Annotated in this window: 13 protein-coding genes; all 13 read right to left on the bottom strand. The window is 56.5% G+C overall.

The window, feature by feature from the left end:
* Position 1: 1 nt before the first annotated feature.
* On the bottom strand, positions 2-1,690 hold the full coding sequence (locus tag M3I56_RS31350; protein WP_133189702.1) for an NAD(P)/FAD-dependent oxidoreductase: 1,689 nt from the start codon (positions 1,688-1,690) through the stop codon (positions 2-4).
* A 661-nt stretch (positions 1,691-2,351) separates the two neighbouring features.
* A complete protein-coding gene (locus M3I56_RS31345; protein WP_254344031.1) occupies positions 2,352-5,396 on the bottom strand; it encodes an efflux RND transporter permease subunit in 3,045 nt (1,014 codons plus the stop codon).
* An 11-nt stretch (positions 5,397-5,407) separates the two neighbouring features.
* Positions 5,408-6,559, bottom strand: a complete 1,152-nt coding sequence (locus M3I56_RS31340; RefSeq protein ID WP_254316868.1) for an efflux RND transporter periplasmic adaptor subunit — start codon at positions 6,557-6,559, stop codon at positions 5,408-5,410.
* Positions 6,560-6,653: 94 nt separating this feature from the next.
* A complete protein-coding gene (locus tag M3I56_RS31335) occupies positions 6,654-8,153 on the bottom strand; it encodes an efflux transporter outer membrane subunit (protein ID WP_375541821.1) in 1,500 nt (499 codons plus the stop codon).
* Positions 8,154-8,339: 186 nt separating this feature from the next.
* The gene (gene cysC, locus M3I56_RS31330) at positions 8,340-8,957 is read right to left on the bottom strand and encodes an adenylyl-sulfate kinase (protein ID WP_254316866.1); all 618 of its coding nucleotides are present in this window, start codon (positions 8,955-8,957) and stop codon (positions 8,340-8,342) included.
* Between the two features lie 77 nt (positions 8,958-9,034).
* Positions 9,035-10,765 carry a nodulation protein NodU gene (gene nodU / locus M3I56_RS31325; protein WP_309249196.1) on the bottom strand — a complete coding sequence of 577 codons (1,731 nt, stop codon included), beginning with the start codon at positions 10,763-10,765 and terminating at the stop codon, positions 9,035-9,037.
* 1 nt (position 10,766) lies between these two features.
* Positions 10,767-11,396, bottom strand: a complete 630-nt coding sequence (gene nodS / locus M3I56_RS31320) for a nodulation methyltransferase NodS (protein WP_254344029.1) — start codon at positions 11,394-11,396, stop codon at positions 10,767-10,769.
* A gap of 85 nt (positions 11,397-11,481) precedes the next feature.
* Entirely contained in the window at positions 11,482-12,072 is a 591-nt protein-coding gene (locus M3I56_RS31315) for a NodA family N-acyltransferase (RefSeq protein WP_254357237.1), read from the bottom strand.
* Between the two features lie 218 nt (positions 12,073-12,290).
* Positions 12,291-13,022 carry a sulfotransferase gene (locus M3I56_RS31310; RefSeq protein WP_254357236.1) on the bottom strand — a complete coding sequence of 244 codons (732 nt, stop codon included), beginning with the start codon at positions 13,020-13,022 and terminating at the stop codon, positions 12,291-12,293.
* Between the two features lie 107 nt (positions 13,023-13,129).
* Positions 13,130-13,918, bottom strand: coding sequence for an ABC transporter permease (locus M3I56_RS31305; RefSeq protein WP_254357235.1), 789 nt, complete (start codon positions 13,916-13,918; stop codon positions 13,130-13,132).
* Between the two features lie 3 nt (positions 13,919-13,921).
* Entirely contained in the window at positions 13,922-14,836 is a 915-nt protein-coding gene (gene nodI, locus M3I56_RS31300) for a nodulation factor ABC transporter ATP-binding protein NodI (RefSeq protein WP_254316860.1), read from the bottom strand.
* 64 nt (positions 14,837-14,900) lie between these two features.
* On the bottom strand, positions 14,901-16,136 hold the full coding sequence (nodC, locus tag M3I56_RS31295) for a chitooligosaccharide synthase NodC (protein ID WP_254357234.1): 1,236 nt from the start codon (positions 16,134-16,136) through the stop codon (positions 14,901-14,903).
* Between the two features lie 427 nt (positions 16,137-16,563).
* Positions 16,564-17,229, bottom strand: a complete 666-nt coding sequence (gene nodB, locus M3I56_RS31290; protein WP_254344028.1) for a chitooligosaccharide deacetylase NodB — start codon at positions 17,227-17,229, stop codon at positions 16,564-16,566.
* Positions 17,230-17,258: the final 29 nt, after the last annotated feature.

The raw sequence follows: 17,258 nt of genomic DNA, 5'->3' as shown, positions 1-17,258 counted from the left end.
ATTAGTAGCAGTAGGCACTGCGTATATCGTCAAGAGGGTTGCCAGGTAAAAGATCACCCCCGACGCTACGTATAACGGCGCATGCGCTGTTGATCGCTGTCTGCACGGCTCCCTCAATCCACCCACCGGTGAAAGAACAGCCGCATCCTGCCAAGTAGAGCCCTGTATCGCTTGCTGGATCGTTTGCCGTCTGGAATTGAAAAAACAGACGCTGCGAATAGACATCCTCACCTGGGTAGTTGAGCTTGAAGGCGCCGGACGAATGCGGATCTGTCAGCCAGTCATGATGGAGGACGCAGCGTTCATAGTCCTCATCTGCAGGGACGAGGTGACGCGCAAGTTCTGGATGGAAGGTAGACAGGTCGTCGACGAAGCACTCGCACCGCTCCTTTTTGTCTGAAACACTCAGCAACTTGTGAGCGTCGTCCTCCCAAGTGTAGCTGAGCAAAACCACACCCCGACCATCTGGATTGTGAGGTTCGTAATCAAGGCAGTATACGCCTCGTGCGAAGCTGTCAGACTGGATGGTGACGGGCAGTTTCTTGTTTATCCAGAACTTGTCTCGGGTGAGCATGAAGAGCTTTGACGATCCAGTCAGGTGAGTTTCTCTGACTGCTCTGGAAACGTCGCGGCTGAGAAACGTTTCGTCATCTGTCAAGCAATGAACCATCTGCATCGCCCTGTTGTTGCTGGTGACGATCACCCGGTCAAAGGTCGCAATTTCGTTATTGTCGGTCACGAGCTTGATCTCTGCACCTTCTTTGTAGATGCGACCGACGCCGCTGAAGCGAACCCGTTCGGCGACGGTGCTTCCATAAATATTCTCGTTTGCAATACGTTCAGCCAACGTTGAAATTCCGCACGAGATGAGGCGTTGATCGTCCATGTAACCGTTAATGACGAGACGCAAAATTTCGGTGAATCCGGCCTGATAGACGGAGAGAAAACCACCCGAGCCAATCCCAAGAGATCCAAATAGCTCGAAGTCGTACGGCCTTTCCCAAGCAGTACCTCCAGGCGGGCAAGGACCCGTGAAAATGGTGACGATGGCGGCATAGAACGAACTGTCGCGAAATAAATCCAGCCATGTTTGCCACGCGGCGCATGCCTCATTAAAGCGCTGCGATTTCAACATGGCCGTAATTTCGGCCGGCGCGACGAGAGATGTGCCATTGATCACGCATCCATCCTGCAAGAGAGCTCTCCAGCCTTCGTGTACACGCCTGAATAGAGGCGGTGGGGGATTTCCGGCCGGCCAGATATGGCGAACGCCGCGATAATGTAGTTCCGTATCAACGACTCCAGGATCGGGGAACGATGCTGTGGTGGGAATATCGTACCGGTCAAGGTAATGAAAAAGACCGGTCGCACTTGGAGGAAACCGCATTGCGCCCATTTCGGCGATGAGATCTGGGTGCTCTGAATCAAACGGCTGTGACCACAACCTGCCGCCAATGCGATCGCGAGCTTCAAACACAGTGACGTCGCCTACACCTGCTCGCATCAGTTCGTTCGCGGCCACAAGGCCGCTGACGCCTGCCCCCACGATAGCAACGCGTGGACTTGCGATATCCGAGGAAAGCGTTCCGATTGCCCCAACAGATGCGCCCCGCTCCAAAAACGGAGCATAGTCATACAGTAGATCGACGGTCGGCGATGGAACTTTCGAAGATGTGACGTAGTTTTTCATGGATTCCTCTCCTGTAATGGCAATGCATCGAGGCGAAAGACGATGATGGCGGGAATGACGCACGCATCTCGATAGAACAAGTCGAGATCCTATAATTCGTTGCCGATAACGTGTTGCTCGTCAGTAGAAAATGCCGCGCCGGAATGTCTATGCAATCGACGATAGCAATCTCCTGTAGCGGAATCAAGCAAGTAAAATTGATGTCTTTAGCAATCTGACGCGGGCTATGGATAGTTGTGTCGATAGTGTGAAAATGGAGGTGCTATACCTGAGATCCGACAATGTGCTCTGGGTCAACCTTAAGGGCGGTGACAACGATGGACTTTTCATCGGGTCAGAAACCTCGTCGCGCCCGCGCGTTTGCGTCGGGTCACGACGCCAGCACCTTGATCCATGTGCCATTGCAAGCGTGTGACGCTTCATTGTTCTCTTTTCCATCTCATTGCCTGTGAGCTCAATAGCGCTCGACGAGCACGACCAGTGGACCTTCCAGCATTGGCTTCCCTAACTGCAGAAGGGTGGGTTAGGCGTGCTCCACGAAATCCAAAGCCAAGCAACGCATCGCTCGTCCTCACACGGCAATTACGCTGACGCACGGGTGCCGGGGAGTGCGTATTTGGAATAGGCGAAGACATCGCTACTGCACAGATGGACAACCAGTTCATGACTGGTCTTTTGGCGTCCCTTGATGATTTGCACCCAGCAACATATACATTGCCGGTACGACGAATAGTGTGAACGCAGTGCCGATCGACAGTCCGGTGAAGATCACCAGGCCCATTGCGTTCCGGCCTGCTGCGCCCGCGCCCGAGGCGACGACTAAGGGCAGTACGCCGAGCACCATGGCGACCGTCGTCATGAGGATCGGGCGCAGGCGTGCACCTGCGGCTTCCTCCAAGGCTTCTCGCTTACCGCGGCCCATGCGCTGAAGCTGGTTCGCGAACTGCACGATAAGAATCCCATGTTTGCTGACGAGCCCCATGAGCGTGACAAGTCCGACCTGCGTATAGATGTTGAGCGTCGAAAAGCCGGTATTGATGAAGACGAGAGCACCGAAGAGCGCCATTGGGACGGATACCAAAATGACTAGCGCATCGCGGAAGCTTTCGAACTGCGCTGAAAGCACAAGGAACACGATAATCGTTGCGAACGTGAGCGTGACCAGGAAGTTACCAGAATCTTGCATGAACTGGCGCGATAGCCCTGCGTAGTCGGTGTTGTAACCTGCCGGAGCTGCGTCGGTCGTGGATTTACGAAGGAAGTCGAGAACTTCGCCCTGGGAGACGCTAGGTGAGATCACAGCGGAGATCGTTGCCGCATTGAGTTGCTGGAACCGATTGATCGATTCGGGGACGACCGTTTGCTTCAGGTACGCAACCGTCGCCGCCGGAATCATGTTGTCGTCCGGCGTGCGCAAGTAATAGTCGAGTACCTGTGACGGATTCAGTCGATCTATTTGCTGGACTTGCGGAATCACCTTGTATGAGTGGCCAGCGATCGAGAAGTAGTTTGCGTAGTTACCGCCGAGTGCAGCGCCTAGCGCCTGTCCCACATCGCTTTGCGTGAGGCCGAGCGACGCGATCTTGTCGCGGTCAACCGTGACGACGGCTTCAGGCTCGTCGATCCTTAGATCGCTATCGACAAAGAGAAACATGCCACTTTCACGCGCTTTCTGAAGCACGGCTTTCGTCACCTCGTCGAGATTCTCGAAGGGCTCTGTCGTGCTGATCACGAATTGCACGGGGAAACCCTGTGCGCCCGGCAAAGGCGGGAACTGGAACGCGGCGACACGAGCACCAGCAACGCTATTCCACCTCTGCTGAAGGTCCTGTTGTAGGTCGGTTGCGCCTCGTTTCCGCTTGTCCCACGTCTTGAAGAGCACGCCGCCGAAGCCCTGATTCAATGTCGGCAGGCCGGTCAACTGAAACATCTGGGCATACTCGGGCAAGCGCCTTGACATTTCTAATACCTGATCGGCGTATGTCTGCATTTGCTGGACTGTGGCATTAGGCGGCCCCTGGATCAGCGATAGCACGATGCCTTGGTCCTCCTGCGGCGCAAGCTCTGCTTGCGATGTCGAAAAGAGATACACGGTTCCGCAAAGCAGCATAACTCCCATGACGACGAACACGGAAGATGTGTCGAGGGCCGCATGCAAGAGCCGGGCATAGCCGGCATGCACACGATCTAGCTGTCGATTGACGAAAACGGCGAAACGCCCGGACTCGTGCACGTTCCGGAAAATGCGCGAGCACATCATCGGCGACAGGGTTAGCGCAATCACGCCTGACACCGCGACGGCGCTCGCAAGGGTGAACGCAAATTCAGTGAACAGGGCGCCTGTCAGGCCGCCCTGAAAGCCGATAGGCAGATATGCGGCGATCAGCACGGCGGTCATTGCCAGAATCGGGCCGCCAAGCTCGCGCGCGGCGGCTAGCGCGGCTTCCATGGGAGGCTTGCCTTCATTCATGTGGCGGTCGACATTCTCAACGACGATGATCGCATCGTCGACCACGAGCCCAATCGCGAGCACCATCGCGAGTAACGTCAACAGATTGATCGAGTAACCGAGCAACTGCATCATGAAGAACGTGCCAATCAGCGAAAGCGGCATCGCGACCACGGGTACGATGACGGCGCGCAAACGGCCGAAGAAGAGGAAGATAACGGCCGTGACAATCAGTAACGCCTCGACGAGCGTCTTCACTACTTCATCAATCGCGCTGTTGATGAAGTCTGTCGCGTCGTAGACGATATCACCAGCCATCCCCGTCGGGAACCGCTTTTGCAGATCGGGAAACACCGCTTTAACGCGTCTGGCCACATCGAGCACGTTTGCGTCAGGCGCTACCTTGATTCCGATAAACACAGAACGCTTGCCGCCGAATGCGACGCTGGAATCGTAATTGTCCGCGCCTAGCACGACATTGGCAACGTCCTCGAGACGCACTATCACTCCGTTCTTCTGTTTGACAGCCAGTTTCTGAAAGTCCTCCACCGAATGGACATCGGTACGCGCGTTTAGACTAACGCTGGTCATCTGGCCTTTCGTTGTGCCGAGTGTCGCGAGGTAGTTATTGTTGCCGAGTGCTGTGTAGACATCAGAAGCAGTGACACTATGCGCTGCGAGCTTGGTTGAATCGAGCCATGCGCGCAATGCGAACTGGCGACCGCCCAGTATCTCCGCGGTCTGCACGCCCTGAATGGAGTCGAGCTTCGGCTTCACGACGCGCAGCAGATAGTCGGTGACATTGTTGGGCGGCAGCACGTCGCTGTAGAAGCCCATATACATCGCGTCGGTGGTCTGACCCACCTGCATCGTCAGCACCGGCTGCTGGGCCTCGCGTGGCAACTGGTTACGCACTGACGCTAACTGTGTATTGATCTGGGTGAGTGCGCGGTTCGGATCATAACTCATGCGTAGCGTCGCGTTGATCGTCGACACGCCCGTGCTGCTTTTCGACGACATGTAGTCAATGCCCTGCACCTGAGCGATGGCCGCCTCCAGCGGCTGCGTGATAAACCCAGCCATTGTGTCGGCGCTCGCCCCGTAATAGGAAGTGGTAAGCGTGACTACGCCCGTCTGGGTTTGGGGATATTCACTGACCTTCAGCGTGGAGAGCGAACGCAAGCCTAGTACGAGGATCAGCAGGCTCAGCACTGAAGCGAGGACCGGCCGGTTAAGAAAAATGTCGGTGAATTTCATCGGGCGGCCTCTCACTGCTCCTGAGGCGTCGGAGCAGGGCTGTCCGCAGGTAGCACACGATTATTGATGACGAGCGGTGTGCCGTTCTGTAGCTTGAGCTGACCGCTCGTGACGACCTGCGCGCCCTCGTCGAGACCCTTCAGGATCGCCACCTGATCGCCGCGCGTGGGCCCCGGCGTCACGAATACCTGTTGCGCCACCGGCATCGTTTCACCGTGCGCGTTTTTGTGCTCGCTCGGTCTAATGACGAATACCGTTGCACCGTACGCATTGTGCGCGATCGCGGTTTGCGGCAAGGTCAGATAGCGCTGCTCGCTACCTACATCGATCTTCACGTTCGCGTACATGCCGGGCAACAGCTTGCGCTCGCGGTTGTCCAGGACGGCTTCGATCTGCACGTTGCGCGTCGTGCTGTCCACGCGCGGATTTATCGCGCGGACTTGGCCGCCGAAGCTGAGGCTCGCAAATGTGCTCGTATTTACGGCGACTTGCTGTCCGGCCTCGAGATGCCCCAGTTGCTCCTGGGGTAGATGAAAGTCGACGTAAATGGGATCGACGGCTTGCAGGGTAACAATTGCGTCCCCCGGGCTGATGTACTGGCCGGGATTAACGGTGGTGATCCCCACGCGTCCTGCGAAAGGTGCGCGAATGGTTTTCTTGGCGACGAGGGCAGCTTGCTGTTCGACTTGCGCCCGTTTGCTCTTCAGTTCGGCAGTGTCGGCATCCAACTGCGCTTTTGAGATGGCCTGAATCTCATACTGTGCCTTGTCGCGCGTGTAAACCGTTTGCGAAAGGTCCGCGGCAGCTTGTAGCGATGCGAGCTGTGCGCGATCAGAGTCGTCGTTGAGGCGCAGGAGGACCTGTCCAGCTTTCACCTCCTCTCCGGAACTGAATTCGATCTCGCGCACGAGGCCTGCCACTTCTGTCGTCACGTCGACGCCGCGCACTGCGCGCAGGCTGCCCGTGGCGGAAAGCTGTGGCTGCCAAGTCTGATAGCTGACCACAGCTGACGTGACCGTGGCGGCGGCCATGCCATCGCGCATCATGAATTTTTTAATGGTATGCGCTTTGTAAAGATTGAAGCCGATCAGCGTGCCGAGCAGACTGCCCACGCAGATCAGCATGATGATCATCCGTTTTCCTGTTGGTCTTTTCGTCGTCATCGTAGTGTCCTTGCACGGCAAACTCTCGAGGCACGAGCGTCTTTAGCGCGCTGCCCGGGAAACGTATGCAGCGCGCAGCAATCGTCATGAGCATTCACTGGGAGCGGAGACCGGCGTTGGCATGCCCCTTCTCGTCATACGCCGTGTCATTCCACCAACTACCACCCAGTGCCTGGAATAACGCGGCTGTATCTGCATAGCGAGCTGCTTGCGCCTGCGCGAGATTCACGACGGCCTGCTGATATTGGCGCTGTGCGTCGAGCAGCGACAGATAGCTGAGTCCGCCGACTCGAAACTGTCCGCGCGTCACATCCAGTGAACTGCTAGCCGCGCGCGAGGCTTCGGTTTGCGCGGCAAGAGCAGCCGCGTCGTGATCGAGTGCGCGCAATGTATCCGCCACATCTTCGAATGCGAGCAGCACGACTTGCCGATATCGCGCGTTGGCCTCGTCAAATGCGGCTTCCGCCGCCCTTTTCTTTGCGGTCAACTGCCCACCATGGAATATTGGTTGGGTGAGTCCCGCGCCGATGTTCCAGATCATGTCGGCATACTTCAGCATGCCGGCCGGCGTTAAAGACTGCGGGCCGTAATTCGCGGAGAGCATGAGTTGTGGATAGAGGTTTGCCGTGGCGACTCCGACCTCGGCGCTCGCCTGGTGCAGCACGGCATCGGCGGCCAAAATATCCGGCCGCTGCCGGACCAGCGAGGAAGGCAGACTGACCGGCAAGGTTTGCGGCAGCGTGAACATCGACATCGTGAATTCGGGCACACCTGTTTCGCTCGGTAATCTGCCCGAAAGCGCGGCAAGCTGGTGTCGAGTCCGATCAAGCGACTGCCGCAGCAGCGGTAGCGTCGCCCGTGTTTGCGCGACTAGCGTCTCTTGCGCGAGCACGGCAATCCGGTCCACACCGCCGAACTCGAATTGCTTGCGCAGAACGCCAAGCTGCGTCTCCTCGTCGGCCACAATGTTCTCGGTCGCGCTGATCTGCTCACGCAGCGACGCTTCCTTGACGGCAGTCGTGACGATGTTTGCCGACAGTGCGAGGTAGGCGCCTTGCAGCTGAAAGCGCTCAAAATCGACCTGTGCGCCCAGCGATTCGAGCTCGCGCCGAACACCACCAAACAGATCCAGATCATACGAAACACTTACTGATGCGTTGTATAGAGTCAGTATTTTGTTGACGTTGGGCTGCCCCAACGTCGCGCCGTTCAGCTTTTCACGTAGAGCGTTGGGCTTGGCATCGACAGATGGGTAGAGTGCGCTCCCTGCTTGTGCGCGCAGATCCTCGGCGGCTCGGCGTAGCGCGGCACTGGCTGCTGCGATCGTTGGGCTGTGTTTAAGTGCTTCGCTTATCAGCGTGTTGAGCGGCTCGCAGCGATAGAGCGTCCACCATTGAGCAGGCAGGTCGCCGCCGGCCGCGAACCGCTGCTCAAGTCCCGCTTCGCCCTGCGACGATGCCGTGCGATCAGGTAAAGGCGTCGGTGTGTAACGCTGAATCGTGGGTGGCGCTGGAGGGTGGTATTCGGGGCCGACCGTGCAGCTGGCCAGCGAGCCGAGCAGTGGAAACACTCCAGCGATTACTGCGGCACGCATGACAACCGGGCCTGTTGTGCAGTGAAAAGCTGCCGCGCAAGATTGCGGACGCAAACGTGCACGACCGGAGCTGCAATGGACCTCGTCATTCATCTATCTACCTGGCTTGTGAGCGATGAGTGTTGTCAATATTTGGATGCAGAACTCCCCCTGGTTCAACGGTGTTGCTGCGAAGCGTGTATGCAATCACGAATGATGGCAACGGTCAGAACTGTGGAGCCAATTCAGGACCATATCGGCACCTTCGTCGACGGACTTACAACATGTGTCAATCAAGACGTCTGGATCTGTCGGCTCCTCATACGGGGAGTCGATGCCAGTGAAGCGCTGGATTGCGCCGCGCCTTGCCAGCCGATACAACCCTTTAGGGTCACGGGCCTCCGCCGCGGCTAAACTCGCGTGAACATGGATTTCGGCGAAATTATGGCTGCCCGCCGTAGACCGGGCGAGTTCCCTATCGCGGCGGAACGGCGAGATGAGGCATACCAACACTACGATGCCGGCGTCGGCCAATAATTTTGCGACCTCCGCGACGCGCCGTACGTTCTCGTGACGGTCTGCATCGGTAAAGCCAAGGTCTTTGCATAGACCGAGCCTGACGGAGTCGCCGTCAAGAATGTAGGTGAGTCGGCCGGCTGTATGGAGACGCGCCTCCACGGTGTCAGCAATAGCCGACTTTCCCGCGGCTGATAGGCCGGTAAACCAGAGAATGGCCGGTGTTTGCCGAAGCAAGCGTGCTCTTGCCTCCGGGGGAACCCGGAAGCCGTGCGCATACAACTCTGAAGTCGAAGGCTCATTCGCCATACTTGCCTACTTAGATCGGTGCGGTCGGGGTATGAGCTTGCGCTCACTTGTTGCGGCATTGCGGTGAAGATCCCAATTCATGCAACCCGAAAAGATTTCGGCTCGTCGACTGACGCCGATATCTCGTTTCTGCATGTCTTGGTGAATAGAAGACCATTGCACCAAACGTGTTCGACACCTCCCCATTCACACGCCGACGCAGCATCGGGGAAAAAGCCTCGTCCCAGGTGGTTGGCGCTGGTGTTGCACAGCAAGGGAAGGCCTGTGAGCTTCTCGTATTCGATTAGCAACTGCGCTACAGGGTGTTCGGATGACCTTGCAATGGTCTGCAATCGCGCAGAACCATCGAGATGCACGACGGCAGGTATCCTGTCCCGCCATTCGTCGCGTGTTTGATGATCGAACAGCATGTAGGGATCTGGAGTGCCTGGGAGAAATACAGCAGGCGCCCGGTCTTCAAGACATATGGGCGCCACAGGACGGAAATATTCCCGATGCTTGACATCGTTGAGAAGAGCCTTCATGCTCGGCGAAGTCGCAGCGGCGAGAATACTTCTCGCCCCAAGTGCTCGGGGGCCCAGCTCGGCGCGTCCGGCAAGGAAAACGACGGGCCTATTTTCGGCGAGAATATGTGCAAGTTCAGCTAGGGAACAAGGTGACGCCGACCAGCCGGCCGCTCGGTTGCCCGTTTTCATTGCGGGGCCGCTATATACCGACCACTCTAACGGCATGAAGCCCTCGTTCGCGGCTATTGCGCAGCATGCGGTGCCGATCGCCGAACCGCTGTCGTTCGGAAAGGGCGGAATCCAGGTAGCATCGAACAAGCCACTTGCGCGTAATGCACTGTTCCATTTGATATTGAGTCCGCATCCGCCGGATATGCACAGGTTGCGCGGCCCAGGAATACAATGGCGCCGCAGAGCCTTTTCCATTTCGCGGACGAGTAGGCGCTCGAGGAAAGTATGGAAAGAGGCGAGTACGTCTTCGGGAGGTTTAGCCTGCAGCTCCGGCACGCATGCGCGGAAGAAATTGCGTATCGCTGCGAGCGATGTACTCGGAAGGTGGAGATTCTGGCGATAGTTTCGCGCAAGTTCTGTGTCGCCTGCAAAGCGTTCAAGGTAAAGATGGCGAAATATAGCAACGATTTCTTCGTCGACTGACCCCAAGGCGATGTATGCCATTAGCTTTCCGGCCACTCCCAGGTCCCACTCCGCACCCGCCGCCTTTGCGTACGGCCCGAAATGATGTCCGGCCGCCGCATACATTTGACCGATGATGGGGAACAGCTGGTCAATGAGCCGCACGTCGTCGCGTCCTACATGGTACAACCGTGGCACCATGCCGCCATCCCACACCAGGCATAACGCAGGTTGCCCAAGTTGTGCGAACGGACTCGTGCAGTATGCGGCGGCGACATGGCCGGACACGTGAGGGTAGCTCGTGTACCGATATGACTTGCCACCGATCAGCAGCCCGGTGCCGTCGACCGAAGCCAGAAGATCGCCGTTTTTTCGTTCCGTATAGGGGGCACCCTCAAGGACGATTGGGGTGGGGCCGCTCAGCACCTGAAACTGCGACGTCACTTCGCCGTCCCAGCCGTCGATCACAAATTCGTCGATGTCGTCAGTCCGTAGACCGTGCTCGGCTAATGCGGTCTCAATTGCATCGAGGTTCCGTATATCGTGATATCTCGGATTGTTGTCCCGCTTCTCCTGTTCGATGCAAAAAACGAGCTTTCCATCTTCGACAACGGCGATTGCTGCGTCGTGTGTCAGCTTGAGGCCACAGATGCGCATGGTATCTTTCACCCTAGCAAGGGAAATCTGATTGATGGGAAAAATGCACTGCGTTCTGGAAGCGTGCGAGCAGGCAATCCTCATTGGACGACTGGCCGACGCACTCGACTCGCTCAATCTCGGTGAACCGTTCGTTTAGCATCTTCAGCACCGTTTCAGCACCAGCAATATGTCCCCAGCGTCGACAATTGGCGTCACGCGCTGAACCGAATATCAACTGGCCGTCAGGCGCGAGTACGCATGCCAGTTTGCGGATAGCATCCCGCACTTCGGCGATGTCGGCGAGATAGTAGAAAACCTCCGCGACTACGATCAGTTCGAACCGCTCTGCGCTGGAAAAGTGCTGGACGTCTGCAACGATCCAGTTCACGTTTGGCGGGTAATTTAGCCGCTTGCGTGTCCTCGCAAGCGCTTGCGGCATCACATCCATCACGGTGAGCCGCTGACAGTATGGCGCCAATTTCTCTGTGAACGCGCCGCCGGCACATCCGACCTCAAGAGCATGGGCAACGGGACCTTTAGAGAGCGATAATCGAAGCATGTGCATATGACGCTCATGCTCGAACGGATTACTGTCCAGTTGCCACGGATCGTCCGCGTCCAACTCCCGACGCAACAAGTCAAAATGCGTTACGTTTTTCAATTTAGCTTACCTGAGAGTGTGCGTTCAAATCTCGTTGCAGGACAGATCGAGGCGCTGACCGCATGTCCGGTCAGATGCAGGCGAGTCATAGCTCAGGGCCATTGCGTTCGATTTCAGTCCCGTGCGGCCACTCACTCATATCCCTATCAATCGGCATAATCACCGCCAGTACATCTTCAACACGTGTTGCCGGCAAATCGAGGTGAACGTTGGGAAGCGTTGAACGGACGCGAACCCCCGAGATGATCGTTCCCATTCCATGTCGACATAACCTGGTGAAGTGGTTCTTCAAAGCATGGCGGACGGTGCCGAATGCGAATGGCACGCGAAGCTCCTGCAATACAGGATACATCGCGCGAATGGATTGGCTGATTCCGAGCCCCTCTAGGTCTGGCCGCACTCCATACAGACCCAGTTCCGCCACCAGCACGTCGGTTGCGCCAACCTTGATGAAGCGGCGCAACGAACCCATGTGCGCCGCCACACCTTGCGAATCGTAGGCAATGGCGCGGAGTTCGGGCCTCGCCCCGGCCCAACTTCGACCGCCGTCGAACGGCTTTGCATTGAACGGTCCGGTTGGACCATACGTTATCCGGAAAAACTGGGCCAATTCGAGATGATCGGAAAGCTGGAGCTCATTCTCCCAGCACAGTTTCCACTGCACCTTTGAGGACATGGAAAGTTACCTTGTTCAGTTGCGTTTACGCGCAACCCGTGGCGTGCGATTGCCCAGAAGGCGGAAGCATCGCATTCTGGATTTTGCGCCAGTAGGAAACGCAAAGATCGTAAAATGAATCTTTAGATAGCAGACTTGTTAGAAGGATAGATTTGGTGCTGTTTCTATGGAAATGAACATGGGCGAACATGGGTCATGCGATCACGAGAAAGTCCATCTCACGCTGTTTCAAAAAATCTCTCATAGTGCCCGCGACTGAAGTGACCTTTCAACTCGTCGAAGTTGAGTACGGTTTGCTCCAGAGGCCGTACTTCCTGCCTTTGAAGCGCCGTCCTGTGAGAGCAGGGATGCACGGAAGTCCCAAGGAACGTCTGCACCGCTTCCATGCATCGGGCGGGGTCATCGAGGAGGTTTTCATAGTCTATTGAAAGCAGATTCTCTGGCGCAAAAGAGTCGACGACTTGACGATGAAAATCGTCTGCAGCTTTGAAGTAGGCTTCGCATAATTCAATAGTCAACGCGACCTGCGGAGGCGGAGCTGATCCATTGTCCGAACCGTACTTCAGCCATTCACCACTTTGTCTCGCTTGCACCAGGGATCGCAGAGATTCCAGCGTATTCCTGCGGACTACAAGCATCGCCTTCAGGCATGGCCACCGTGCCAATTCTTCAAAGAACCCGGGGCGTTCCAGAAATTGCGGCTGATTGATCTTGCAACCGATATGCGTGGCGTACGCCTTTCCCTTTTGGACCGGATAGCGAAGATAGGCAAGTTTGAGAAGTTCCCGATTGCTGCACCTAAACCGGTTGGTGTCAGGCCAATTGGTGTCGTGGGTGTTGAGCAACTCGCCATTGCTCAAAACGTTCGGATGAGCATTCAGCAGTTCTTCCAGATAGTGAGTGCCGGTTCTGGGCATCCCGAGAATCACGAATGGCTGAGTTTTCGGCATGAAGTGGGTCATGGCGTGCATTTAATTAGGTTGAAAGCGGTGGTTCGGATGTAGCCCCAGTCCGACGCTTATCACAAGACTGCTTCTGAGGCGCAACGCCGTCAGCGTCAAGACATCAGGCGGCGGCGGACCAGTGTCGCAGACAGGAAGAACGGCAGTATTGTGTAGACACAAAGCACGCAAAGATGCAGCCCCATGTCGCCGACCGGACGTGCAAGCATCGCCGGACGGATCAATTCAACGGAGTGGGCAAGCGGCAGGAACTGTGCAAGGTATTGAAGCGCGGCAGGCAGTTGGCGCACAGGGAAGACGACACCACTCAGGAACAACATGGGCGTAAGCACAAGCGTCTGGTAGAAAACGAAATAGTCATAACTCGGCGCGATTGCGACGAGTACCATTGCCACGCTCGCGAAAGCGAGGCCAGTGAGAAAAACGACAGGGATCACAGATACGATGCTCGAAAACGCCGCGTAACCGAGCGTCGCCGCAACCACCATCACGGCGGAGCCCGCGAGAAGGGCTTTTGTAGCGGCCCATGCCAATTCGCCAAGAATAACATCGCCAATTGTCAGTTGGGTGCAGAGCACGGCTTCCCACATGCGCTGAACTTGCATGCGAGCGAAGGCAGCGTAAATCGTTTCAAAAGTCGCTGAGGTCATGGCGCTTGTCGCAACCATTCCAGCCGCTAGGAACGCAATGTAAGGAGCGCCGTCGATGTGACCTATCATTATTCCGACGCCGAAGCCGAGACCAAACAGGTACATCATCGGGTCCGCCAGGTTGCCGAGAAGGGAGATAAGTGCCGCTTTTCTCCACGCCAGATAATTGCGCCGCCATACAGTGCGCCAGTTCCGAGCGTTGCCGGGTAGGGCAATCATAAACTCTTCGCGCATTATTCAATCCTTCATTTCTCGTCCGGTCAGCCGAAGAAAAACGTCCTCCAGGTTCGCGGGACGTTGCACAATACGCAGACCTGTGCGCTCGCGCAGTTGCGTGCACACCTGTTGTGGATCGGCCGTGTAGCAGAACAGTGCATCACCGCTTACCTCTGTACGCTGCGCAAACGGCATCAGCAGCGTTTTGAGTTCATGTGGGTTGCCGCCATATATCTCGAGAACGTGACTTCCAATCTGCTCGTGGATTAATGCATCAGGTGCCCCCTCAGCAATGGTGCGTCCTCTGTCGATTACACATAGCCGATCGCACAATCGCTCTGCCTCTTCCATGAAATGAGTAGTGAGAAGAATTGTTTTGCCGCGTGCGAGTAAACAGCGCAATCGATCCCAGATGAGGTGGCGCGCATGCGGATCTAGCCCAGTCGTCGGTTCGTCCATGACAATAAGTTGCGGATCGTTGATGAGCGCGCGTGCAATGGTTAGGCGGCGCTTCATCCCGCCCGATAACTCGGTGACGCGTGCGTGAGCCCTGTCCTCGAGGCGTGCGAACTGCAGCAAGGATGGAACCACCGCCTCGATTTCGCCTGTGCTCATCCCAAAGTAGCGCCCGAAGAGCTGCAGGTTCTCGCTCACACTAAAACCTGGCTCCAGGTTGTCGAATTGCGGAACGACACCTATGCGCCTGCGCGCCAGGCGTGCCCGCGCTGGCACCGGTTCTCCGAGGACGGTAATCACGCCTGCGTCAGGCAGCGCCATACCCAGCACCATTCGCGTGGTAGTGCTTTTGCCGGCACCATTAGGCCCGAGCAGACCGAAGCACTCGCCGGGTTCCACACGGAAGGACAATCCATCGACAGCAAGCTTACCGCCGTAGGATTTCCTTACACTCGAGAAGGTGATCGTTGCATTAGACATGGAGCCAGAACTGTATACAGACCACTGTTTAAGGAAGATTCCGCAGCGCGCGCGACGCTACGCATTACTCGCTCTTGGGAACACGGTGCTCGCCGCGGTCTTTGACGGCAGAACTGCGGGAAAGCCAGTCACTGTTGTCCAAGGTACATAGAGCGTATGCCTTTACAGGAAGCAGCAGCAAAAGATTGATGAGTGTGTGCACTGAAAATCCAAGAAATCGAAGCTCCTGGGCGCGAATGGCAGCAACGGAGCAGCGGACCATCGTCATTGAAGCAATAACGAAGCCTGCCTGCCAAGGAGCTGTGGCTGTGAGCACGATCTGCAGAAAGCCGGAGATCATTGAAATGGCGAGCAGCAGAGAGCCAATGTTCTGCGCTACCACATCAAGAGTTAGGTAGCGGTCAAGACGAGGCAAAAGGCGAAGGGCGAGCAGGGTGTCACGATAGGTGCTGCGCGCCCAGCGCAATTGCTGGCGCAGGTACGGTCGCAGCTTATCTGGAACCACGGTCGCGGCGACTGCATCTCGAACGTACTCCGTCCGATAGCCCGCCGCGAGCATGAGAATTGTCAGATGGCGATCTTCGCCGAAATCGCTGCGCTTGCCCCGGAACATTTGCGTTTCGTACTGGTCCAGCAGAAGAAGAAGCGCTGTGCGCCGGTATATTGCACACGGTCCGCAGCAGCACATCACAGCGCCAAAGCGCGCTTGAGCCGCGCGCTCCTCGTTGCACGCAAGCCAGTATTCCATATCGATCAGGCGGGTCAGCCACGTGTCGCGGCGATTGCTGGCTACCAATTGACCCATGGCTGCACCGACCGATGGGTCGCTCATTGTCAGCACGAGTTTCTTTACTGCGTCCGGCGCCAGAGTGGTGTCCGAGTCTACGTTAAGTATGAGCTCTGAGGTCGAAGAACGTATCGCGGCGATTTGCGCTTTGCGCTTTCCCGCATTCTGTGGAAGAAGCAGGACATTGAATCGCGGATCATGCTCGTGCTCCCGATACACCACGTTCAACGCATCGCGGTTGGCGGATCCATCATCGACCACGTGAACCCTGATGGCGCCCGCGTAATCCTGGGCGCCAATCGAGTCGAGACACGCCCGTAGCGTTTCTGGGTTTTCGTTATAGCACGGGACGATGATGTCGATGTCCGGCAAATACTCGGTGTCGGATATCTTGATGCATGCAGGTGGGCCGCTAGTCGGCAGAGTGTGAAGAACCTGCGCGCTTTTATAGATCGCCGAAAGTGACGCGTATAATAGGACAGATGTCGTGTTGATTGCGGCAGGAATGTTCATCGGGGTCGGTGTGCTAGGAGACGTTGGGATTCTCAGTACAGGCCTGCCGGGAGCGATGGCGCGGGAGTCAGGCACGGTAATACCATCTAGGTTCACGCGCGATTCGAGGGGCAATTATTCTCGTGCATGTAGAGTTGGCGTTTCTTCATGGAGCAGGAAAGACGCTGTTATAGCGTGCGAGAAAAATGTCCAGTAACGTACCTCATGGTAGCGAGGTCGACAAAACGCTTCCATCGGCGTCGGCTGAAAGTCAGATCAGCCTACGCCTTCTTCGGGGTCAGTATTTCCTTAGTTCTAGCCATGATCGTCAGCGCGCAGACCACGCGCATACTTATCTATTGGTAAGACGTTTCTAATGGAGTATATCGTCCACTTGTCGAGCAGTTTGGGGTCAGAGATGCTCGTAAAGCGAGATTTTCCATTGAACTTACGGAAGTGAACTGATGACGAAGCCCCTTTCCTTCAATCCTAGAATCAGGCGCGATAGTGCTATGACAGTCTGCACGCGCGAAGCATCGCGATGATGCAAGTCGCACTCTTCGGGAGGAGCCCCGTCGTGCAGCAGTACTATCGAGCCGGGCAGAACGGATGTCAGTACAGAATCGACAATCGCCTCGGCACCCGGACGGGACCAATCTCGTGGATCTACCGACCAGTGGAGTGACATTAATCCCGCTTTCATGGATTCGGAGGTAACGTCGTTCGTCCATTTGCCATACGGCGCGCGCATATATCGCACCGCTGCCGCTGGGCAAGCACGCTGGATAAGCGCGTTCGCTTCTGCTATCTCGTGCCGTATTTGACCTGGCTCACATTTCGACAAATCCCGATGGGAGAGGCTGTGATTCGCGACATCGTGGCCTTCCGAGACCATGCGCCGGATCAGTTCCGGATACTCAGCCGCGTAGGCACCGAGTACACAGAAGGTTGCCGGTACCCGTTGCCGCGCAAGCAGATCTAGTATTTTCGGGGTCCATATCGGGTGTGGTCCGTCGTCAAAGGTAAGGTAAACCTTACGCAAACCGTTACGTTCGCGCTCGTTTGGCACTTCCGCAATAGATTGCAGCATTTCACAATCGCTCAGTCTTCTCATGGTCTTCCACTTATCTTTGGATGAGTCGC

It is taken from the genome of Paraburkholderia sp. CNPSo 3281, from assembly GCF_024206515.1.
Classification (GTDB): Bacteria; Pseudomonadota; Gammaproteobacteria; order Burkholderiales; family Burkholderiaceae; genus Paraburkholderia; species Paraburkholderia nodosa.
This window is presented reverse-complemented; position numbering and strand designations above follow the sequence as displayed.